Genomic DNA, 21,506 nt, shown 5'->3' with positions numbered 1-21,506 from the left:
CGAGTCCTGCCGGTCCCCGCGTTGTCACCTCAGCCAGTCGGCATAGCGGGTCGGGGCGACGCGGGCGCCGTTCCCGGAGGTGAGGACGTCGCCGTGGACGGCGGCGAACATGCCGGCGGTGTCGTCGGTGGTCACCGGACGTGCGTCTCCCTTGGCGGTGAGGGTGATGCGGCCCAGTTCGTCCAGGGGGTAGGTGTCCGGACCGACGAGGTCGAGGGTGCCGCCCAGGGGTGGTCCGGCCGCGACCTCGGCGACGGTGGCGGCGACGTCCGCGGCGGCGACCGGCTGGAGCGGGGTGCGGGGCAGGCGGACGGTGGCGCTGTCCGCGGTCCAGGTCAGTACGGCCTCGATGAACTCCATGAACTGGGCCGCGCGCACGATGGAGTAGGGAACGGGGCCTGCCTTGAGGATGTCCTCCTGGAGGGCCTTGGCCCGGTAGTAGTCGAGTTCGGGCACCTGGTCGACACCGACGATGGACAGGATGACGAAGTGCCCGGCCCCTGAACGCCGGGCCCCGTCCAGGAGGTTGTCCATCGAGGTGCGGAAGAACGCCAGGGAGGCGTCGTCGAAGGTGGGGGAATTGGTCAGGTTGACCACCACGTCGACGTCGGCCAGCGCAGCGTCCACGCCTTGACCGGTGAGAACGTCGACCCCGGTGGAGAGCGAATGCGGCACTGCCCGGTGCCCGGCCGCGTTCAGGTCCTCCACCACCCGGGAGCCGATCAGCCCGGTTCCCCCGATCACTGCGATCCTCATGTCGTGCCCTGCCTTCCCGGACCGCTCAGCGTCCGCAATGAGTCTTATGCCGCTTTTGACGCGTCGCACCTTCTCATGCGGCCACCGGATCCACTCGCACCTGGTTCACGCATTGGAGTGACTTGATCGCAGAACATGGCAGTCGGGGCCCGGGCCGAGGTGTCATGTCACGGACGGGAACAGGGCTCACCCCGGACGCGGTCGGCCGTGGCCGCGAGGCGGGCGCCCTGGCGGATCATCTCCGGCCTCACCGACTCCGCGCCGTTCCGCCTCCCGCCACGTCGGCGCATGTCCTGATCGCGGCCGCCGGCGCTCCGAGCGGGATCGCACGCTCTCGTGGAGCACTCGCATTCCCCGACCGAACCGCCTCGCATGTCACGAGCGGGCGGCATCCTGCCGGGCTTGAACCGCTCTTTGACGGGTTTCACTGCTTCTTGACGCGTTCTTGACAAGAGTTGGGAATCCGGCCACTCTCATGCCTCTCTGTTCCTGCCATCGTTCAAGGAGAGGCAATCCCCCATGAGTTCACGTTCTGCCAGAGTGCTGCTGTCGGTACTGACGGGTGCGGGCCTGATGTTCGCAGGCCCCGCCGCCGTGCCCGCGGTCGCGAGCCCCGCACCTGCCGCCACCGCTGACGCGGCCGTCGCCGACGGCTGCTACACCTGGAACGGAACGCTCAGCGAAGGCTCATCCGGTGAGCCGGTTCGCCAGCTGCAGATCAGGGTCGCCGGGTATCCGGGGTCCGGCAGCCAGCTCGCCATCGACGGCCAGTTCGGCCCGGCGACCAAGGCCGCGGTGCAGCGCTTCCAGTCCGCCTACGGTCTCTCCGCCGACGGCGTCGCCGGGACGCAGACCTTCAACAAGATCTACGCGCTGCAGGACGACGACTGCACCCCGGCCAACTTCACCTACGGCGAACTCAACAACTGCAACTCCGACTGGTCCGGCGGCAAGGTCGGCGCCGCCACGGCCCGCGCCAACGCCCTGGTGACCATGTGGAAGCTCCAGGCCATGCGGCACGCCATGGGCGACAAGCCGATCACCGTCAACGGCGGCTTCCGCAGCGTGGCCTGCAACAGCGCCGTGGGCGGCGCGGCCAACAGCCGCCACATGTACGGGCACGCGGCCGACCTCGGTGCCGGCTCGCAGGGCTTCTGCGCCCTGGCTCTGGCGGCCCGCAACCACGGCTTCACGGAGATCCTCGGCCCGGGCTACCCGGGTCACGACGACCACACCCACGTCGCGGGCGGCAACGGCCGTTTCTGGTCGGCGCCCAGCTGCGGCATGTGAGCCGAAGCCCCTCTCCACAGGTCGCGACGCCCGCCCGGTGCCTGGCACCGGGCGGGCGTCCGCCGTACGGGCGCGGGCGGGCGCCCGCACGGCTCAGGTGGAGCCGAGGGGGAGGGTGGTCGTGGCCGGGCGCGGGGGCCAGTCGCCGGGGTCGAGGATGCCCAGGACGTAGGCACGGGCGATGAGGGCGGGTCTGGTCGTGGCGCCCAAGAGGTCACGCAGCCGGCTGAGGTGGTAGTCCACCGTCTGCCGGGAGAGCTTCAGCGAGGTGGCTATCTCGCCGTTGGTGCTGCCCTCCGCGAGGAGGGACAGGATGCGGATCTGCGCGGCTGTGAGCGGGGGATGGGCCTCGTGGGCGAGGCTCTGGTGGGTGACGACGGCCCACACATGTGCGGCACGCCCGGCGGTTCGGCTCACCGTCGTCAGGTGGAGCCGCGCGCGACGCTGGCACCCCTGGGCGTCGAGGAGCAGGGCGGAGGTCTCCACCCGTCTGACGCGGCGGGCGATCAGCCTCTCCCACGCCAGGCGCAGCCGGCTCAGACTCAGGTCCGGTGTGACGGCGAGCAGGGTGTGGGCGCGGCGGCCGACGAGGTCGGACAGCCGTGTCCGGAACAGTTCGGCGGTGGCCGTACTCGCCTGCTCGATACGGCCGTTGGCCGAGAGCAGCGCGCAGGGCAGACCGCTGTGGTCACGCAGCGCCCGCAGGCTGTCCTCGGCCTCCCGGCGCTGGTTCATGGCGCGGGTCTGCTCGGTGATGTCGACGTAGATCCCGGCCACGCAGGTCCGGCCGTTCTCCTGGACGGGGAAGCGGTGTCCGGCCGCCTGCCCGGTGCTGCCGTCCGAGCGGTGGTAGCTCAAGGTGTGGCGCACCGGTTTGCCCCGGCTGAGGATCTCCTGGTCCAGGGCGCGGAACTGGGCGGCGTCGGCCGGTGAGTCCAGGTCCTCGATGCGGCTGCCGAAGACGCGTTCCGGCGTGGTGCCGTACAGGTGCGCGTAGGAGTGGTTGGCCCACAGGTAGCAGCCGTCACGGTCGCGGATGAACGCCGCGGCCGGTGCGAAGTCCGCGACGTCCGCGAAGGCGGCGTACGGGCGGACGCCCGCCGGCCGGGGCGCGACCTCCACCGCGAGTCCGCGGCGGGCCTCACCCCGGCTGCCGGCCGGGAGCCGGCTCACATCGAAGGTCCGGCCGTCGAACTCGACCAGGCTGCGGCCGGCTTCGGCGGAGCGCCCCTGGAGCCCCGGCGGGGAGACCTCCTGACGCAGGCGGTCGAGGAAGCGCTGCGCGGTGGTCAGGTCGGTGAAGGCGCCGCCGCCCCTCTCCAGCAGGTGCCAGTGTTCATCGGCCTCCCACCAGGACACGGGGAGGTGTTCCAGCAGCGCTCTGAGACTCGCATCATCCACGACGGCCTTTCCGTCCATGCCCCTACGGGCGGCGGGAGGGACACCGCGATGCCTATCCCCCGCGGGTGCCGCCCATGCCCGGTTTCCGGCCGCCTCGCGGCGTGCGGGTGGTACGTCCTCCGTCCGTACGGACCGCACGTGATCACAGGACCTTCACCGTCACTCAACGACTCCTGCGGCTTTGGCATTTGCCTGACTGCCACCGGTCTCCCGCGGCACCCCTGGACCCCGCCGCCTGATTCCCTTGAGTGGGACGCCGGTCACCCCTTGTGATCTACGCGGGTTGCGCCGCCGTGTGTCCCGGCCTGGTGCCGCTCCGGCGACCGGGCGGCGGGGCGGGCCACTGCCCGGGCCCCGGAGGGGACGACCGATGGGAGACGAAACTCAGTGAGCACAGTGCTGTTGGTGCACGCGAAGGGTGGTCCGCCGCTCGGCCACGTCCTGTCCCGGGCGGCCGCGAGAGCGGAAGTGCACCTGCTGGCGCTCAGCGCGCTTCCGCCGGCGGTGGCCGATTCCGCCGCGAGTCTGTGCGCCTCGGTCGTGACGCCCGCCGAAGCGGAGCGGTCCGACCTGGCCTCGATGATCGTCGCGCGGGCCGAGGCCGTGGGTGCGGACGCGGTGCTCACCTTCTCCGAGTACGCGGTCGTGGCCGTGGCCGAGGCATGCGAAACGCTCGGCCTCGCCGGAGCCGGAGGCGCCGCCGCACTCGCCCGCGACAAGCGGATGATGCGGCACAGGTGGCGGCAACGCGGTCTGCCGCAGCCGGAGTTCCGCCCCGTCGCCACGCAGGCGGACCTCCACGAGGCCGCCGGCGCTCTTCCCCTCCCCATGCTGCTGAAGGCGGCCTGGAGCGCGGGCTCCACCGCTCACCAGATCATCGGCTCCCCGCAGGAGGCCGACGCCGCCTGGCAGCGCTCACGCGAAGTGATGGCCGAATCCGCCCGGTTGGGTTTCGCCGAACTCCATGTGGGCGAGGCGGAGGCGCACTTCGTGGTGGAACAGATCGTCACCGGCACCACCGCCGAGTGGTTCGACGAGCCCGGCTGGGGCGACTACGTCAGTGTCGAGGGCGTGGTGGCAGGCGGCGTCTTCCACCCCGTCTGCGTCAGCGGCCGGATGCCCACGGTCGAGCCGTTCACCGAACGTGCCAGCATCACCCCCGCACTGCTCCCCGCGGACCTCCAGGACCGCGTCGTCGCCCTCGCCCGGGAGGCCGTCGACGCCCTCGGCCTGCGCGACTGCGGCACGCACACCGAGATCAAGCTCGGCGCCGGCGGACGCATGTGGCTGATCGAGACGGCCGCCCGCTTCGGCGGCGCGATGACCGTCCCGCAGATCGAGGAGGTCTTCCGACTCGACCTCGTCGGCATGCTCGTCGACCACCTTCTGGGCCGCCCCGTCGACTGGCCGGAGCGCGCCCTCGGCCCCGAGCAGGCGCGGGGCGCTGCCGGCTCCCTCGTCGTCCTCGCGGTGGACGGGGAGGGCGAGGCCTGGCGGGACCGCAGGGTCTGGGACTTTCCCGTGGTGCAGGAGGCCGCCGCGCTGAGCGAGGGCAGCAGCCTCTCGGTGGTCCCGGAGAGTTCGCTGCCCGACGGCAGCACCGTGCCGGTCTACGACCCCGCCGCCGGAGCGAACACCATGGCGGCCCTGTGCCTGCTCTCCGCCGTGGACGCGGGCACCGTGCTCCGCGACTTCATGGGACTGGTGGACGCCCTGCCCGCCGTACTGCCGCCGGCCCTGGACTCCGTGCCGGACGGGCCCGCCGCGGCGCAGTCGCAGACACAGGCCCAGTCGCAGTCGCAGTCGCCTTCCGCATCCGCCGCCCGCCCCCGCCTGCGGCCGGCCGCGGAGATCAAGGGGGTCCGCCCATGAGCACCGCCCGGCTCTCCACCGGCACCCCGGAATCCGCGACCGACCGCACGGTGGTCGGCGAGAACCTCTCGCTGCCGCTGTTCCGCACACTGGCCGGAGCCCTGGCCGGCCACCCCTACCTGAAAGTCGTCGTCGACCGCGCCGAGGACACCTGGCACCTGCTCGACACGGCGGCGCACCCCTTCCACGTCAACTACATAGCAACCCGCGTGCTCGGCATGGACCTCGCCGAACTCGACGCCGCGCTGGACGAGTTCAACGCCTCCGTCTACATGGACCCCGATCGGCGCTTCCTGCTCGGCGTACTGTCCCTGCACGCCGACGAGGACGCCGACGGCCGCGAGCGCACCTTCCTGGTGCTGGAGACGACCGAGGCCGACACCATGCACGGGTCGCTGCTGGAGTTCTTCCACGGCTTCGTCAGGGAACGCGTCGACGGCAGGCTGCCGCTCCTGCTCAAGCCCGCCAACCACGGTCAGGAGGAGGAGCTGGCGGCCGTCAGTGAGCAGCGGGTGCCGCGCATCCTCAGTCACGAGCTCTTCGGCACCCGGACCCGGACGCCGCTCAACACCGGTGAGGCCACCGGCCGGTTGCGCTGCTTTCGGACCGTGGAGGGGTACGAGGCGGCCGCCGGCAAGCTCGGCTGGTCGGACATCGTCGCCATGCCCTGCCTGCCCGACGACGTGCAGCGGGTGGCCGGATTCATCAACACCGCGCCCATCACGCCGCTTTCCCACACCAACGTCCTCGCCTCCGGATGGGACATCCCCAACGCGATCGTGCGCGACCTGGAAGAACTCGCGGAGAGGGACGGCCTGGACGGCGCCTGGGTCCGCTACCGGGTCCGCGAGGACGAGATCACCCTGGAGCGGCTGGAGCACGCTCCCGAACTGCGCGCCCCGGTCTGGCACCAGCAGCGCATCCGGCTCGAACCGCCGCTCCTGGAAGACGCACCCGTACTCGAACTGCCCCGGCTGCGCGGCGCCGACCGCGACCGCTACGGCACCAAGGCGGCCAACCTCGGAGAGCTGCACCACGTCCTCGACAGCCGCACGGCCGACCTGACCGCGTTCTACGGCCGCCCCCGCCCGCCGCGCGAGGACCTCTACGGGCACCTCGCGGCCCGGCTCGGCCTGCGCACCCCCTCCGTCGAGGAACTGCGCGCCGCTGCAGGCTCGTTCGTGGCGGGCACGGTCGAGGCCCCCGAGGGTGTCGCTCTTCCCTTCTCCCTCCAGCACCGCTTCCTCACCTCCCTCCCGGCGCTCCAGCAGGGCATCGGCAAACTGAAGATGGCGCTCGAACTCGACGCCACCGACGTGCTCGACCCGCTCTGCCTCCAGCTCCAGCACCTCATCCGGCACGCCCCGATGCCCGAGCCCGTCACCCGGGAGATCACCCGGGCCTTCCCCGCCCCGCTCGCCGCGGGCGACCGCCTCGTGGTGCGCTCCTCCTCCAACGCCGAGGACCTCCCGGGCTTCTCCGCGGCCGGTGTCTACGACTCCGTGACCACCGCCCGCGGCACAGGCGAACTCCTCGACGCCGTACGCCAGGTGTGGGCCTCCCTGCTCTCGCCGCGCAGCGTGCGGCTGCGCCATCAGGTGGGCATCTCCCTGGACGACACGTACATGGGTGTGATCATCCAGCGCTACGTTCCGGCCGCGCTCGGCGGCGTCCTGGTCACCTGCAATCCGACCCGGCGCGAGGACTTCCGCAACGTCTACCTCAACTGCTCGCCGGGGTCGCCCGAAGAGGTGGTCGAGGGGGCCGTCCTGCCGCAGCAGTACCTCTACAACACCGTCGAGGGCGGCGGCCGCACCGTCGCCCTCGGCTCCTGGAGCGAGGGGCTGTCCGCCGCCGTGCGCGCCCGGCTCACGGACCTGTCCCTGACCGGGCGGCTGCTGCAGTCCCACTTCAGCGCACCCGAGGTGGACCGCCCCCTGGACATCGAGTGGCTGCTGACCGACCAGGGCGACTTCCGCCTGGTCCAGATCCGCCCGTACGCGCTGTGAGCCCCCGCCTCCCGCGGCCGGGCCCGGCCGCGCGGCCGCCGGCGACCGGTCTGAAGGGCACCGCCCTGACCGGCAGGGCCCTGACCGGTACCGCCCGGCGCATCGTCCGGCTCAACTACGGCTTCCAGCTGCTGTTCAACCTGCTGTGGTGGATGCCGGTGTTCTACGCGTACCAGAAGGACGCCGGACTCTCCGACGGGCAGATCTTCGGCATCCAGAGCATCTACTACGTGGCCTTCTGCCTCTTCGAGATCCCGACCGGGCTGATCGCCGACCGCATCGGCGCCCGCAACTGCCTGCGCGCCGGAGCCGTCGTGATGACGGCCGCGAACCTCGCCCCGGTCTTCAGCCCTTCCTACACCGGGTTCCTGCTCCACTTCCTCGCCATCGCCGCCGGCCGCTCCCTCACCTCGGGAGCGGCAAGCGCCTACCTGTACGACGGGTTGCGCGCCGAGGGGTGCGACGAGCACTACCTGAAGGCGGAGGGCACGGCACGGGCTCTCGGACTCGCGGCGAAAGTGCTGTGCTGGCCGCTGGTAGGGCCGCTGATGGCCCTGGCTCAGCCCACCCCGTACGTCCTGAGCGCCGTCAGCGCGGCCGGCTCCCTGGTGTGCGCCGTGGCCCTGCCCCGGGTTGCCGCCACCGCGGGGACGGGGGCTGCCGCCGCATCGGGCCGGACCGGCTGGAGGGACCGGACCGGACGGAAGGGCCGGATCAAGTGGAGCGGGCGGAACCCCAATTCCGGGAAGGAGTCCCGGACGTCGGGTCGCGGCCGCAGACGCGGCACCTCGCTGCGCGAGGCGAAGGCCGCGCTGCACTGCGTCTTCTCCTCGCGGTGGCTGGCGCTGGTGATGGTGCAGGGCGTGGCCGTCTTCACGCTGTCGCGGATCTGCCAGGTCAACCTCTTCCAGCCGATCCTGCTCGACCAGGGCATCGGCGAGTCCTCGCACGGCGGGGTACTCGCCGCCATGACGGTGGCGGAGGCCGTGGGCGCCGCGCGCCCTCAGTGGCTCAGCAGGCGTCTGAAACCGGTGGCCTGGGTGTCCGTCCTCAGCCTCGCCCTCGCGGTCACCCTGGCGGGCATCACCCTCGGCGGCCCCTGGACGGTCGTCGCGCTGCTCTGCCTGTTCGCCGCCGCCACGGGCTTCGCCTACCCGGTCCAGCGCAAGCTGGTCAACGACGCCGTGCCCGCCGACGCCCCGCGGACCACGCTCCTTTCGATCGAGTCGATCGTGGACCGCGGAGTGTGCGCGCTGGCCGCCGTGGCCGTGGGCGCCTACCTCTCCGCCGGACAGCTGGACGCCCTGCTGTGGCACAGCGCCCTGGCGACCGCGGTGCTGATCGGCGTCTTCCAGTTGGTCGTTCGCCGGGTGGCGCCGTCCGGTACGGACGGGCCGGCGGTCTCTGGCGCGTCGGAGACGTCCGGTGCGGGCGGGGCGGAGCGCCCGGCAGCGGACGCGCACCCCAAGGCCGGCGGGTAGGACGGGCCCACGCCCGTCCCCTGTCCCGGGTGCGGGCGTGCGGGCGTGCATGCCTGCGGAGTGCGTGGAGGCCACAGGGGAGCCTCCACGCACCCGCGGCCGCCGCGGCCCGCTTGCGTCAGGAGCCGTGCGCCAGGCGTTCGATCACGCGGGCCGGCAGGTAGGCGGGGCGGGAAGGCTGCCCGATCTGGTAGGCGACGTATCCGAGCGAGGCGGCGGCCTCGGTCTCCTCGGCGGTCTCGGCCTCGTAGACGAGGCGGCAGCCGTCTGCGTCCTCCTTGGCGCGCTCCCAGAGGGCGGGTGCCGGCTTGCGCTCCGCCTCGGTGCGCGGGGTGAGGATCCGGTCGCCGAAGTCCTCCCAGGCGAAGGGGGCGGAGCCCTTCCAGGTCCCGTCGACCTCCTTCTTCAGGGCGGCCGCACGCTCGGCGTCGGTCTCGCCCCATTCGGGGGGAACGTTGGTGATCAGCCCGACCTCGATGTCACGCTCCCGCAGTTCGCGCAAGTACGCGGCCGCACCCGGCAGGTAGCCGGTGCTGGAGTCCTCGGCCGTGTGCACCAGGGTCTCGCCGAGGTCGAAGTAGACGATGGCGCAGCCGTGTCCGGCGCCCTCGGCCGTTCCCGTGGAGGCTTCGGGCCCGTTGAGTACGGTCGCCGCCGGCGCGGCCGCGCTCGCCGCGGCACCCAGTGCGGTGGACACCACTACGGCACCCAGCACGAGGCCCGTACGGAAGAAGCCTCGGGAGGCGGGTCTGTTCATGGCGTCGGCGCCCTTCTTCGAGGCGCACCCCCCGGGGGGATGCGCGGATGTCCGGTGCATGACATACAAGGACGGACGCGAATGCCCACGCCGCCCTCGGATGCCCGGAAGAACCCTCTTCCCCTCACCGCTCCATCACGCCATACCCCTCAACCGCGCACACCACTCGGACCCGTTCGATCCCCCGGCCCGCGACGCGTGCACCGCACACAACACGTGTGCACGGAACCGCAGTTCAGCCGTCCTTCTGCCCACGGTGGCCGCGACGGGCCGGTGCGCAAGTCTCCAGGACGGACCACCGCAGCCCCGGCCCCGCGCCGCCGGGACCGTATAGCATCCGCGCCCATGACGAAGAGCGAAAAGATTGCCGCACGCAGACCCGCGTACATGTCCGACCTTGCCGATGGAACCGGTCGGTTCTTCGAACCCCGCCGCGAGACCTGCCCGTGGTGCGCGTCGACGAAGCCGTTCAAGGTGGTACTGCGCACCTCGGACGTCATACAGCACAAGCCGGGACGATTCGTACTGGAATCCTGTGCGGACTGCGGGCACATATTCCAGAATCCGCGGCTGAACGCCGACGGCCTCGAGTTCTACTACCGGGACTTCTACGACGGGCTCGGCGCAGACGACATGAACTCGGCGCTCCAGTTCAACCGTTCGGGCCACGAGGGACGCGCCCGCATGGTCCTCGCCCGGGCAGGCACGCCAAAGCAGTGGCTCGACATCGGCACCGGGCACGGACACTTCCCGCAGGACGCGAAGAAGGTGCTGCCGGACACCGAGTTCGACGGGCTCGACATGACCGAGGGCGTCGTGCTCGGCCAGCAGGAGGGACGCATCCGCAAGGCCTACCAGGGCCACTTCGTCGAACTCGCGGAGGAACTCGCCGGCCAGTACGACGTGATCAGCATGTACCACTACCTGGAACACACCCTGGACCCCGGCAAGGAACTCGCCGCCGCCCGCACAGCACTCCCCGCGGGCGGCTACCTCTCCATCGAACTGCCGGACCCCGAGTCCGCCTGGAGCCGGCTGCTCGGCCGCTGGTGGACGGCCTGGCTGCAGCCCCAGCACCTCCACATGATGCCGCTCGCGAACCTGCGCGCGCGGCTGACGGAACTGGGATTCACCGTGGTCGCCGAACAGCGGGCCGAACCGCACATCGCCACGGACGCGGTGAGTGCGGCGCTCCTCATCGTGAACGCCGCCTCGATCTCCGGAGAGAACCTGGCCTGGCGGCCGGCTCCTCCGTCGCGCTTCCGCAAGGTGCTGCGCAAGGCGGCGTTCGTCGCGAGCATTCCCGTGGCGGTGGCGGCGCTGCTGGTCGACCGCGTGACCGCACCGATCGGCCGCAAACGCGGCATGTCCAACACCTACCGGGTGCTGGCGCAGCTGACGTCCTGAGACCGTCACGGAGCCCGAGGGATCGCTCCTCCACCACTCGCCCATGGCGCTCGTGCCGCACGATCCGGCGGACCGGGTGATGGTCTGACCGTCGGGACGCCCCCGCCGGTCGAAACACGGGCCCGGCCGCGGGGTCTCCGGAGCCTGCATCAGCTTGCCCGGGAGCCACGTGGGCAACCGGGACCACATGGGCAGAGGCCGACGGGCGTCCCGGCCGTACGGACCCTCCTGGCTCCGGGCGTGAGGAGCACGCGATGTCCCCGGACCTCCGTCACCGGGTCTCCGTCACCGGGTCTCCGTCACGTCGACCGGACTCACCAGGAGAGCAGCGGGTCCAAAGCCCTATCGCAGGGGCTCCAGGATCGCCACGCACTCCATGTGGTGCGTCATCGTAAAGGTGTCGGCCTGAGCAAGCCACAGAAGAGGCCAGGTCAGAGGCGCATTCTCGGCTTGATGTGCAGCTTGAAGGGGCTCAGAGTCAAACGAGCTTCACGGCGGACAGTGCTGGGTCGGTGTCGGACCACCCGACCTCGCGGGCGAGCGAGGCGGATCCCTCGGGGTGATCTGGTTGCCGCTAGTCCGTTCAGCCCTGAGCAGCACGGAGGAGGTCGCGCGGTCTACCAGGGTTCCTGGTCTCGCCTCTACACGCCCTGCCCACGTCGGAGCAAACGGTCCTCCGCCCACTGCTGAACCGCGACCGGCCCGCCCGCGATCGCCACGGCCATGTCCGGTCACGATTCACGTGCGGCTCCGTCACCCGTTGAGCGCCACGCACTCCCGGAGCACCGGTTCCAGGCGCAGCTGAATGCCCTCGCGGTCGAAGATCTGGAGGGCGTCGAGGCAGTTGACGACCCATCGCGCCTCGTCCTCGTCGTCGATCTTGAGCGCGACGGCGGTCACCGCGCCTTCCAGATCGAAGAGGCCGTCCTCGAACTCGTCATTGATAGCCTGGTATCCGGCAGCCAGGAGCGGATCCGCGTACACGCCGGTCGCCTCAGCGAATGCGCGGGCCTCGGCCCGGTCCGCGCGTAGGTCGGCCAGACGACGCAACACCTCGTCGGGGCCGCCCAATTCCTCGTGCAGGCGATGGGCTCGGTCCACCAGGAGCGGCCAGCCGCCGGTCAGTTCGTGGAGACGGCCCAGGCGGCCCTCCGTGTGAAACACGTTGACGCGCTGGACCCAACCACGCAAGCTGCGGTGATCATGCCTACGCAGCACCACCGGGGCGGCCGAGGTGGGTTCGGTTCCCGTCAGCAGGGAGCGCCACAGGGCGAGCTGAGCGGGGTCGGTGACGAGGACAACCGCGCGGGTGACCCCCGGAATGGCGGGCAGCAGAGTCTCGGCCAGGTCGACGGCTTCGCGGCAGGTTTCGGGCCGGACCGGCTCCCGGTAGTTGACGAAGTCGCTGATGACGACCCGTCGTTCTCCGGGGCGTCCGCCGGTAAGTTCCTGTTTGTAGACGCTGGGCTTGCCCACGGGTGGCAGCGTCCAGCCGTCGATCGGTCCGGCGATCGTGCGCAAGGTAGGGGCGATGTCGGTGACTGCTGTGGCGGTGCTGCCGAGGACGACTCGGGTCCGGTTGGATCGCTCGCCCAGGAGGTCGTCGAGCTGGGTGTTGGTCAGCGGAGCCAGCCGCCCGTCGGGGAGCTCGGGGCGGCCCTCCTGCACGATGCTCTTCTGCAGTTCACAGTCCTGTTCGGCCCTAAGCAGACGTGCCTCCACCTCGTGGGAGGTACCGATCATGCGCAGGGCGTTGGGACCGCGCAGATGCCAGCCCAGTCCGTCGTGGTTGGGCGCGAGGATACCGAGACCCACCATCTCGGAGAGGTAGGCGCGGAAACCTTCGGTGTCGAGCTGTTCGAAACCCTTGCGCCAGTACGTCTCGCACTCCTCGCGCAACTCCGTGTCGCTTAGCCGCACCTCCAGGCCGTGATGGCGGGCATGATAGGCCAGCACATTGGCGATCACGTCGTAGCGGTGGTCGAGGCTCAGCGTCTCCTTGAAGGCTGCCGAGATGCTGTCCCGGAGCGCGGCGTCCGACTCCACGATCTCGATGTCGGTCACCTTCACCTCGTAAGGGGGTTCCCCGGCGCCGCGCCGCGTCCTCTTGCGGTGCATCAGCTCGACCAGCCGGTGCCCGAACATCTGCAGCAGGAACGGCTGGTACGAGCAGTAGCCGAGCACACGGTTGACGAGATCCAGGTCCTTGAACTCGAACCCGAGCGCCCGCATCGGCTCGACCAGCAGTTCCGCAGCCGCCTGGGGAGCCAGCGGGCCGATCACCTTCGGGGTCTGAGCGAGGTGGCCGAACGGCCCGTTGCTCGCGAGCTTTGAGAAGCGCTGCACGGAGTGAAGCCCTGCGAAGACGACCTTCGCCACATCCTTGGTGTCGGACCCGAGGCCCTTGAGCTTCTTGGTCTGGTCGAATCGCGGGGCGTCGGCCTCGAAGAACTGGTCGCACTCGTCGAGCAGGATCAGCAGTCGGCGGCGGGAGTCCCCGTCCAGCCAGGTCCGGATGCCGGCGCGCACCCGCTCGGAGGTCTCCTGTCGCTTTCCGCGCCCCTGCGGCCGTTCCTCGAGTACCTGCGCCACGGTCAGCTCCCTCAGCAGGACGCTCCACAGCGCCTCCGGTCCGCGCGAGCTGCCCTTGCCGATGTTCTCCTGGTCGAGGTTGACGTACACCGTTTGGTGATAGCCGGGGCGCTGCTCCGTGAACAGTTCCCCGGCGTCGGCGAGCAGCGCCGATTTGCCCAGGCCCCGGCCGCCGTAGATGACCTGGGTGCCGCGCGGGTCGAGGATGCTCTTGCGTTCGGCGTCGCGGCCGTAGAACATCTCACCGCCGATCCGGCCACGTTTCTCCCTGATGTACGGGTTGACGCCGGAGAAGGGCAGCAGGGTCTGCGTGGCGGCGCTGACCTGGCGATTGCCGCAGGCCGCGAGATAGGCGAGGGCCGCGTCGTCCACCACGAGCAGCGGCTGCAACCGGTCGGAGCCGGCGGCGAGTTCGACTCGGGCCTCACGGCTCAGCGTGCCGAAGTAGACGACGAGAAGGCTCGCTCCGCTGGTGTCCCGCTCAGCCCAGCTCATGACGACCTTGGCGGGCGGCCTACCCCAGACCATCATCACCCGCAGGTTGCCACCCTGCTCCTTGATCTCCGAGCCGAACGCGGGGGCCTTCGCCCTGCCATTGATCTCCACTCCGGTCGCTTCGAAGAGACGGTATTCCCGCCGGTGCTGGGATCGGTCGTCGAGCGGCCTGGCGCTCTTGGCGTCGTAGCCGAGAAGCTTGAGGAGAGGCGGCACCTGCCGCGTCGGAGCCACCTGGAGCCGGTCTTTCCGTTCGGTGACGGCAAGCGCGCGCCACTCGTCGAGCGCGTCGGCCGCCAATGCCGCCTGGTCGGTGGAGAGACCGCCGTAGTCCAGGACGGGGACCATCGGATGCTTGCCGCCGGACCGGACCAGCTTGACGAGCTCATGGTCGATCCCTCCGGGCAGGCCGTCGGGCACCGCCAGGAAGAACTCGGTCAGATGGGACTCGCCGCCCTCGATCTCGGGGACCGGTTCGCCGATCTCCAGGAAGTAGACGAGGTCGGCAGCGGTGGCCAGGTCGTTCGTCTCCAAACGCCGTAGGACCTGGGCTCGCTCCTCCACGGAGGGGTCCAGGGCGTCGAGACGAGCCCGGATCCGGTCCGCCGCCTGCGCCCGGAAGGTCGGCAGACCACTCCGGACCGTGTCGAGCGCCCGCCGCACGTGCAGCAGGTCGTGTCGGTCGGCGCTTTCGAGGCGGTTGTGGGCGTCGGCAAGCAACTCCTGAAGACCGAGGTCCTGGTCCTCGGTCACGGCGCCATCGGCCTGCGCACGGTGCAGCTCGGCGACGAGTGCGTCGTGTGCCTTCCGCAGCTGCGCACGCCGGGTGTTCTCCCTGTCGTCGATTTCGGCTTCCGCGGGCGGGACGAACTCCCCCGCCCCGACGGCAGGCAGCAGCCCTCGTCCGGCCAGCTCGACGATGTCACGGGCCGCGGTGAATGCGTCGCGGGAAAGCCGCTCCCCCAGAGCCTCCTGCCAGTTCCGGTCAACCGCGGTCAGCAGTTCGTCGGGCGACGGCCGCTCGTCACGGGTGTCACACACCTTCAGCAGCTCCGCGTCCAGCACGAGCGCTGGGTCGACGGGACCGCCGGAACGCGTGGTCGCGGTGTCGCCAGCCAGCAGAGCGAACAACTCCTCCATCGAGGCGTGGGCCGCCCAGGCCATAGCGCCCGAGAGGGTGTCCGGGCGCCGCGCCAACCGCTCCAACTCGCCCAGCGCCGCTTCCCTGCCATCCAACAGGGACTGTCGCAGGGAGGAGATCTCCTTGACCGCCCGATTGCCGTCGGAACGGTCGCCGCGACGGGTGCCGTCGACCGCCAGGCACCATTCCTTGACCAGGTTGACGGCCCGCTCCACGAGATGCACCAGGTCCTGCCGCCCGGAGCCCTGAACCGGCTTGCGTCTGGACGAGCGGTACTTGCGGTCCATCCGGTCGATCTCGCTGTTGACCTCGGCCAGTTTCGACAGCCGATCGGCCTGCTCCCGCACCTGCTGCAGCGCGTGGCGGTCGTCATCGACTACGGTCGTGAGCAGCGATCCGAGCATCCCGTCGTGGGGGGCGAGCCAGCGCTTGGCAATCTCCGTCGCCCGTGCGAACCGCAGCCGCTGCGGCGCGAGCAGGGCACGGCTCTGCTCGCGCAGCTCCCGCAGCCGGGCCTCCGTCTCAGAGACGTCGGCGGCCAGTGGCGAGGCGATCAACAAGGCGCCGCTGAGGGCACGGTCGGCAACGGCGGCCGCCGCCTCGCCCAGCCGGTCCGGGAGCCGGGGCACCAGTGCCTTGACCTGAGCGCCCGCAGCGTGGTCGCCGGTGATCAGCGCGGTACGCAGCAGGGCAGGGAGCAGGAGGAGTTCGCTGCCCTCGCTGTCCTCGCTGTCCTGGCCCGCGTATCCGCCGTACTCCTGGAGCAGGTCCGCCGTCAGCCGGGCGCTCTGGCTGTCCCCGGAGGTGAGCAGCGCGGCGGCACCAGCCAAGCGGATCGCCGCCGCCTGGGGCTCGGAGTGGCCTGCGGCTCTCGCCACATGGTGGGCGAGTCCGAAGCGCCGCTCCACAACCAGCTGCGCCAGGACCCCCTCGCCCGCGGCCTCATCGGTTGCGTCGTCAGCCGCCGGATCCGCTTCCCGGGCGGGTATGTCCTGCACGGGAGGAAGCGTGGGTTCGGCGGGTGCCTGGACAGGCGCGTCAACGAACGTAGGGGGCGCCGAGTCGCCGTCGGCGGCCGGCGCGGCGTCTGCGTCAGGGGCGTGGACGGACTCGGCGGTCTTCGTGGCTTCCGGTCCGGCGGCGGGCTGGGGCGCGATCGCCTCCATCGGTGCGGTCGACGGCACGGTTCCGTCTTCTGCGGTCGTCTCGGCGTCGGCGGGCTCGGTGGTGCCGAGCGCCTCGTCGGTCCCAGCAGGGTGCGGGTCACCGTCCACCGGCTGGTGCAGCGTCAGCTCGGGAGCGATGAGCACCGCCATGGCGCACATGGGCAGGGCCCGTACGACCTGCGTCTGCAGTGCCAGGATCTCCGTCGCGGCATCTGCCTGTCGTCCCAACCTGATGAGCCGGGCCAGGGCGGCGAGCGCGGCGCTCTCCTCCCGATGCGGTTCCTCCCACACCGGCACGTCCAGCAGGCGGCGGGCCGCGCCGCGCACGGCCTCTGCGGCAGCGGCGGTAGCGGCGGAGCTGTCCGGGCGATAGGCGACATCCAGCAGTTCCCGCAGCGGCTCGCGGGCCTGGAGGTCACGCTCCTGCGCTGTCCGGTGTGCGCGTGCGGCACGCGCCATGTCTTCCAGGCGGCGAGGTACCCCCTCGATCCCGGCGGCCCGGAACAGCGCCTCCACGTCGTTGAAAACAGTGCTCAGTGCAGCGAGCGGGGCCAGGTCCGCGTCCTGCGGAGGGCGGCCGTCCATTACCGCGTCGATGGCCTTCTCCGCGCCCCGGCGGGCCTCTAAAAGGACGGACTCCAGCTGCCGACATGCCTCCTCGGGAGCTGTCCCCGCCTTGGTCCCGGTGCTGCCGGACGCGGTAGCGGTCTCCTCATGCGAAGTGCCGGGGTCCGCTACCGCGGTCTCCGGTGCGGGGGCGCCGGTGCCCGGCCGGTCGGCGATGGCAGCGCCCCCTGGTTCACTGTCATCCGCGAGCGCCAGCCCGTCGTCTTCCGCCGCTCCAAGGGCGAAATCGGGGTAAGCCTCCACGAAGGGACGCGCTGCGGCAGCGACGTGGGCGAGCCGGGCCGCCTTCTCGTCGTCGGTCGTCGCGCCGAACCAGTCCTGGTCCGCCGCCCAGGCAAGGACGTGGGCGTCAGCAACGGAGGCGTTGCACCACGCGAACACGGTGGCCCGGACCAGCGTAGCGCCCCACCGGGCAACAGGGTCGGGAACCGTCTCCCCGTCGTGCGCCAAGACGAAGTGGCCCACCTGGTTCATCACAGTGACCGTAAGGCCCTTGATCCCGCATGTGCAGGTGTGCTGCCGCGACTCGCGTCGCAGCCTGGCGAGGACGTCCCGGCACAGGGCACTGCTCACCCGTCGAGGAGCCGACATGCGGATGCCCAGACTGGCAAGCAATTTCTGACGATGCTTGGGGCGCAGGGAGTTGAAGGCGAGTTCCACCATGTCCGCCGTCAGGTCGTTCAGGGCGGCGGCGGCCGGAGAGTCCAAGGCGTTGAGCGTGGCGGCCAGGCCTTCCAGGTCCTCGGCCGAGACGCTCGGCGGGGACCACGGCGGCCCTGTGACGACGAGGTAGCGATCCTGCATGTACACGCACTCCGTTTCCGTGGGTGACGAAAGAAGCCTGTGGGTGAGGGGCCGGAGCCATGGACACGCGAAAGCCGTGAAGGGTCAGCGGCCGCGCGTGTGCTCGGTCACGAACGTGTAGCCGTACGGCAGTTCCCAGCCGTCCGCCTTGCCGAGCCTGCGGCAGTGTTCCCGGAAGACCGCGCGCTGACCGTCGCTGGGCAGACATCCCGGCCGCAGGCGGCGCAGATGACCTGCAACGAACTGAGCGCCGCGCAGTCCCTCATCGCCCGGTTCGCCACCGCCCCACGGACGTATCACCCGCGGTCTGGCCGGGCGGTAGCCGATGAGGGGAATGGTCCGCTGTCCGTCACGCGGCGGGAAGTGCGGCTGCCCCCAGGCGTCCCGGCTGCCGAGCCCCAGCTCCAAAAGACGTTCCGCGAATAGTTCCGCGACGGCCGAGTCCAGGGCGGCGGCCTGCGACCGGGCGGGTCGGCGCCCATAGACCGCGCTCGGCAGGACCGACCGGTCCATTAGGGCATGACCGTCCAGGGTGAGCAGACCGCAACGGCGCACGGTGCGCATCACCAGTTGCCGGGGACCCAGCCCGACCGCGCTGTCACCATGGCGGCTACTGCCCGGCACGTCCTCCCTGGTGAGCACACGAGGGTCGTAACAGTGCTCCGTCTCGCGGTCACCGGCCTGCACGCGTTCCTTCAGCCGCGTCGTTGCGAGGCGGATCACTGTATCGCCCCGGAGTCGGCGCAGTTCCAGCATCAGGCCGGGAAAGAAGTCGCCGGGCCACACGATTCCCGTCAACCGGCCCGAGTTGTCCCCGAGTTCGGCAGCGACGTTCTGCACCGCCTCCTTCTCGTCCAACGTCTCACCAACATGATCGAGTTCGAGGCGAAGCGTGAGATGCGTGCCGTGGGGCCGGCAAAGCTCCTCCACGACGAACGGGTGCAAGGGAATCCAGCCGCCGATGAGATGGGCCAGCCGCAGGGGAGCCCGCCAGACGGTCTCCTGCGCGTTGCTTCGCAGGAGATCGCCGATACCGAGGACGTCTTCGTCGGCGAGAGGCGCATCTACTGGTTCCAGCTCCACTTCCGTTTCTGGCTCCAGCAGTGCGTGCAGTGTGGAGTTCCAGCCGCGGCCGGCCGGAACCAGGGGGTCTCGGGGTGCCTCTGCGTCACCGGGATGGTGGGACCGCCACACCCCTCCCCCCTCGAAGGCATCGTCAAGCGTGATCCGGGAGCCGTTGCCGAACATGCCATGGTCGCTGTCCCCTTGGACCACATCGGCGAGCGCCACGTTCGCCCGGCACACCGCAGCGGCATACCCTGCTCCCCTGAGCCGCTCCGCCGCCCCGGGGAAACCGCGAAGCCTTGGTCCGACCGCTGTGTACACAGTGTTCGGAGCGGTGAGGCCGTGTCGCCGCCTCGCCGGGGTGGCCGCGCGCTCGACCGCAGCCACGAGAGACCTGAGGTCGTCGCCCCCCAGCGGTCCGGTGTCCCGCCAGCAGTCCGCGAGGGAGGTACGGGTCATGGCGTAGTGGCCCCAGGTGCGCAGCACGGCACTGGAGTTGAGGACACCCCGCACCGTGTCGAGGAGGCCGAGCAGTCCCGCTCGCAGATCCTCATCGTGTGTGCCGCCCACCAGGGAAGCAAGGGAAACAGGGACGAAGGGGCTGAGAAGCTGCTCCCGAGCCGTCGTCAGGAGATGGTCCGCGTAGGCCGTCAGATCGTCGCTCCGGGCGGCTTGCGAGGACGGATAGCACACGTCGACGACGACATGCCCGTCCTCATTGATCCATCGCCCGCGTGTGCGTAAGCGATGAAGCTGGGCCGGTGACAGGCTCAGCGCCGGACCGAAGGCATGGAGGTCCGGGACCAGCAGCTCCCTGCGCCGTGGTTCGGCGTCTACACCCGGCCTGCCCGAGCCCTCGGCGCCCGCAGGCGCCCCCGAAACCCAAGCCGGTACGTCACCAAGCGCGCCCACCTCCGGGTGCGCGCCCTCCCTGTAGACGATTTCGACGTAGAGCGGGTCCGACCCGGTGGCGACACACACCATGGCACCGACCGGGAGCACGGGAGCGCGCTCTCCGAAGGTGATCACGGGGAAGTCATCGAGGCACAGCGGGCTTCCGCCGTAGCCGTCGCCACCGAGCTCGTACCCGAAGTACACGGCGTTTAAGGCGACCGTGGTGTGCACCGGCGCCGGGCGGGCCGCGACAACCGCCTCGAGAAAGCTCCGCAGTCGACTGCGTTCCTGACCAGGGACGGCGTCGTATCCCTCCGTCATGGCAGAGGTCAGGAGAGCCTGGTCACCGTACGGATCCGGCACCCCCGTCCACTCGCGTTCTCCGACCCCTCTTGCTGACACATACGGGTCCCCACCCATGACACCTCCGCCGCACTTCAGGTCGCCCCGACCCACCTGCAGTGATTTCCGCAGAGTATGCCCATTCTGGGTTTCATGTGGCGCTTTCATCACTTTGCGATGGCCCCACGACGACCGAATCCGCTCACCGCTTCACGAATGCCGTAGAACCGGAGCGCTAACCGCACAGTCGTAGTCACCCTTGGCCAGGTTCACGACGCGCAACAGGCACAGCCCGGTGCATAAGTTGCTCGTACCGCTGCAGCACTCCACCAACCCCGTCGACACCGGACCGCCGGTCACCTTCCTGATGGGCGCCCTGCCACGCTCCGTGCAACTCGACGCACGGACCGCATGACGACCTCATGCGTGAGCTGACACCCGATTGAAGCGAATCTCACATGAGCGCCAGGGCCGCCTTGCGCGGACCCGTGAAGACCGGTGGCAGCACTCGCCTGCCTTCCCGTCACGGATCGGAACCGCAGGTCAGGGCAATTGGTCTGGCAGTGGCGTGCTCCACTTCGCACACATCGGAGAACAAGTCTGAGCCCGTCCGACTACACCCGAGTAACCCACGAAAATCGCAGGTCAGATCCCCTTTACAGTAGGCTCCAGAATCGCCATGCACTCCACATGATGCATCCTCACCTCGTCGAACGTCAGGGAATCGGGAACCAGGTCGAAAGGCGCCTGGCGATGGCCCGCACATCGACGTTGTCCTGCGCGACGCCCTCAACGAACGGGCCGGCCACGGAAACGGGCGGCGGGACGGTACTCGCGCTGACGCCGTTGAACCGCAGGAAGACACGCATGGCGAGCCAGGCGGTGCGCTTGTTACCGTCGATCAGCGCATGGTTGCGGGCGACGGAGTGCAGCAACGCCGCAGCCTTCTCGTGCAGCGTGGGATACAACTCGGCCCCGAACACATTCGTGCGGGGTCGCTCGATCGCCGACACCAGAAGGCCCATGTCACGCACGCTGTGCTCGGTACCGTTGACCGTGCGGGCGATGGCCAGGATCTCGTCGATTTGGAGATAGCGCACGTCCGTCACTTCAGGTAGTCCAGGATCTCCGCATCGCTGTCCATCAGCTCGACCAGAACTTGATCGACCTTCAGCTCGGCCCGGTCCTGGGCATCACGGATGGCCTCGATGGCAAGTTCCTGCTTGCTGCGACCCTCCCGACGAGCGCGCTCGGTGAGCTTCGCGTCAAGATCATCGGGGAGTCGGAGTGTCATCGCCATAGAGCAATGATACCTGATCGGTATCACGGCTGGCGCGGTCGAGCCGCGCCCTCTGGAAATGTGGGGCCCAGGACAGCGGCTCGCAGCGCCTGAGGAGGCACAGCAGA

Annotated in this window: 12 protein-coding genes; 5 read left to right on the top strand and 7 right to left on the bottom strand. The window is 70.2% G+C overall.

Annotated features, from left to right (window positions below):
* Window positions 1-24: 24 nt before the first annotated feature.
* Window positions 25-756, bottom strand: coding sequence for an NAD(P)H-binding protein (locus tag H343_RS0119350; RefSeq protein ID WP_028432505.1), 732 nt, complete (start codon window positions 754-756; stop codon window positions 25-27).
* 519 nt (window positions 757-1,275) lie between these two features.
* Between H343_RS0119350 and H343_RS0119345 the strand changes: the two genes are divergently transcribed.
* Window positions 1,276-2,046 carry a D-Ala-D-Ala carboxypeptidase family metallohydrolase gene (locus H343_RS0119345; protein ID WP_028432504.1) on the top strand — a complete coding sequence of 257 codons (771 nt, stop codon included), beginning with the start codon at window positions 1,276-1,278 and terminating at the stop codon, window positions 2,044-2,046.
* Window positions 2,047-2,139: 93 nt separating this feature from the next.
* Here the strand turns inward: H343_RS0119345 and H343_RS0119340 are convergent, their stop codons facing one another.
* On the bottom strand, window positions 2,140-3,447 hold the full coding sequence (locus H343_RS0119340) for a PAS domain-containing protein (protein WP_028432503.1): 1,308 nt from the start codon (window positions 3,445-3,447) through the stop codon (window positions 2,140-2,142).
* Window positions 3,448-3,834: 387 nt separating this feature from the next.
* Between H343_RS0119340 and H343_RS0119335 the strand changes: the two genes are divergently transcribed.
* From H343_RS0119335 to H343_RS0119325, 3 genes are read left to right on the top strand one after another with little or no spacing between them, the layout of a single operon-like run.
* Entirely contained in the window at window positions 3,835-5,319 is a 1,485-nt protein-coding gene (locus H343_RS0119335) for an ATP-grasp domain-containing protein (protein ID WP_028432502.1), read from the top strand.
* Complete coding sequence (locus H343_RS0119330; RefSeq protein ID WP_028432501.1) at window positions 5,316-7,328, top strand: PEP/pyruvate-binding domain-containing protein; 2,013 nt, start codon at window positions 5,316-5,318, stop codon at window positions 7,326-7,328. The genes H343_RS0119335 and H343_RS0119330 overlap by 4 nt, the downstream gene beginning before the upstream one ends.
* Window positions 7,325-8,809, top strand: coding sequence for an MFS transporter (locus H343_RS0119325; protein WP_078505900.1), 1,485 nt, complete (start codon window positions 7,325-7,327; stop codon window positions 8,807-8,809). The genes H343_RS0119330 and H343_RS0119325 overlap by 4 nt, the downstream gene beginning before the upstream one ends.
* Before the next feature lie 118 nt (window positions 8,810-8,927).
* On the opposite strand, the gene H343_RS0119320 is transcribed toward H343_RS0119325, so the two are convergent.
* Entirely contained in the window at window positions 8,928-9,566 is a 639-nt protein-coding gene (locus H343_RS0119320; RefSeq protein WP_028432499.1) for a hypothetical protein, read from the bottom strand.
* A gap of 345 nt (window positions 9,567-9,911) precedes the next feature.
* Here H343_RS0119320 and H343_RS0119315 point away from each other — a divergent pair, with 345 nt between their 5' ends.
* Complete coding sequence (locus tag H343_RS0119315; protein ID WP_028432498.1) at window positions 9,912-10,973, top strand: class I SAM-dependent methyltransferase; 1,062 nt, start codon at window positions 9,912-9,914, stop codon at window positions 10,971-10,973.
* 753 nt (window positions 10,974-11,726) lie between these two features.
* Here H343_RS0119315 and H343_RS0119305 read toward each other — a convergent pair.
* From H343_RS0119305 to H343_RS0119285, 4 genes are all read right to left on the bottom strand, one after another.
* Window positions 11,727-17,798: a hypothetical protein gene (locus H343_RS0119305; protein ID WP_028432497.1), complete on the bottom strand. Its 6,072-nt coding sequence runs from the start codon at window positions 17,796-17,798 to the stop codon at window positions 11,727-11,729.
* A gap of 84 nt (window positions 17,799-17,882) precedes the next feature.
* The gene (locus H343_RS0119300; protein WP_486586960.1) at window positions 17,883-19,961 is read right to left on the bottom strand and encodes a hypothetical protein; all 2,079 of its coding nucleotides are present in this window, start codon (window positions 19,959-19,961) and stop codon (window positions 17,883-17,885) included.
* A gap of 854 nt (window positions 19,962-20,815) precedes the next feature.
* Window positions 20,816-21,208, bottom strand: a complete 393-nt coding sequence (locus H343_RS0119290; RefSeq protein ID WP_028432495.1) for a type II toxin-antitoxin system death-on-curing family toxin — start codon at window positions 21,206-21,208, stop codon at window positions 20,816-20,818.
* Complete coding sequence (locus tag H343_RS0119285; protein WP_028432494.1) at window positions 21,205-21,399, bottom strand: ribbon-helix-helix protein, CopG family; 195 nt, start codon at window positions 21,397-21,399, stop codon at window positions 21,205-21,207. Before H343_RS0119285 ends, H343_RS0119290 begins: the two co-directional genes overlap by 4 nt.
* Between the last annotated feature and the right edge of the window lie 107 nt (window positions 21,400-21,506).

The sequence above is a fragment of the Streptomyces sp. TAA204 genome (assembly GCF_000424965.1).
This window is presented reverse-complemented; position numbering and strand designations above follow the sequence as displayed.

Bases quoted from the DNA above. Each gene is read 5' to 3' on its own strand.
- H343_RS0119330 (WP_028432501.1), top strand. From the start codon at position 5,316: ATGAGCACCGCCCGGCTCTCCACCGGCACCCCGGAATCCGCGACCGAC.
- H343_RS0119285 (WP_028432494.1), bottom strand. From the start codon at position 21,399: ATGGCGATGACACTCCGACTCCCCGATGATCTTGACGCGAAGCTCACC.
- H343_RS0119315 (WP_028432498.1), top strand. From the start codon at position 9,912: ATGACGAAGAGCGAAAAGATTGCCGCACGCAGACCCGCGTACATGTCC.
- H343_RS0119305 (WP_028432497.1), bottom strand. From the start codon at position 17,798: ATGCAGGATCGCTACCTCGTCGTCACAGGGCCGCCGTGGTCCCCGCCG.
- H343_RS0119345 (WP_028432504.1), top strand. From the start codon at position 1,276: ATGAGTTCACGTTCTGCCAGAGTGCTGCTGTCGGTACTGACGGGTGCG.
- H343_RS0119320 (WP_028432499.1), bottom strand. From the start codon at position 9,566: ATGAACAGACCCGCCTCCCGAGGCTTCTTCCGTACGGGCCTCGTGCTG.
- H343_RS0119350 (WP_028432505.1), bottom strand. From the start codon at position 756: ATGAGGATCGCAGTGATCGGGGGAACCGGGCTGATCGGCTCCCGGGTG.